This window comes from Komagataeibacter kakiaceti JCM 25156 (genome assembly GCF_000613305.1).
Genome location: NZ_BAIO01000744.1, coordinates 1 through 878 on the forward strand (window position 1 = coordinate 1; position 878 = coordinate 878).

General features: G+C 64.5%; 1 protein-coding gene. It reads right to left on the bottom strand.

Annotated features, from left to right (window positions below; all coding sequences use genetic code 11):
- The coding region (locus JCM25156_RS18535; protein ID WP_025814319.1) for a sensor histidine kinase at window positions 1–878 on the bottom strand (878 nt) is incomplete at both ends.

Consider the following 878-nt stretch of genomic DNA (forward strand, 5'->3'; position numbering starts at 1 on the left):
TACGGAAATCGTGAAGCGCGCGCCACCCTGCGGCGCCCTGCTGACGGAAAGGCTGCCATGATGCGCCTGCACCACGCTGTAGGCGATGGCCAGCCCCAGCCCGGTACCCGCACCGACCGGCTTGGTGGTGAAAAACGGCTCGAAAATACGTTCCTGCACATCGGGCGCGATACCAGGGCCGCTATCGGTAATGACAAAGACATAGCTGTCCTGCGCGCCTTCCTTATGCGCAAGGAAGGTATGAATCTCGATTTCCCCTTCCGCGATGCCGCTGCGGGCGGACATGTCGTCAGGCTGGGCGGCGAGGATGGCGTCGGCCGCGTTGCTGATGATGTTCATGATGACCTGATTGAGCAGGGCGGCCTGGCAGTACAGCCGCTCCGGCGCCTCGTAACGCCGCCGGACCACAATGCCGCTGCCCAGCTTCTGGGTCAGCAGCGCCATGACCGTTTCCAGCGCCTCGGGCACGTCGATCAACTGGAACAGCCCTTCATCCAGCCGGGAGAATTTGCGCAGGTTCAGCACAAGGTTCTGGATGCGCCGCAACCCCATGTTCATGGACCCGATGCGGTCACGGCATTTGTTCAGGATGGCCTCACGGTCCGCCCGCCCGTCATCGGCGCAGGCCGCCTCCAGCCCCTTCAGCCGCTCCAGCCCGCGCGCCACGGTGTCCTTGTGCGCCAGGATGAAGGCAAGCGGATTGTTGATCTCATGCGCGATCCCAGCCACCAGTTCACCCAGAGAAGCCATCTTGGCCGTCTGCACCAGCTTGCCCTGCGTCTCGATCAGCTTGCGGTTGGCGTCGGCCAGTTCGCGGTTGGCCTGTTCCAGCGCCTCCGCCAGCGATGCCTTGGAGGCGATGGCCGCCGCCCTGCGCG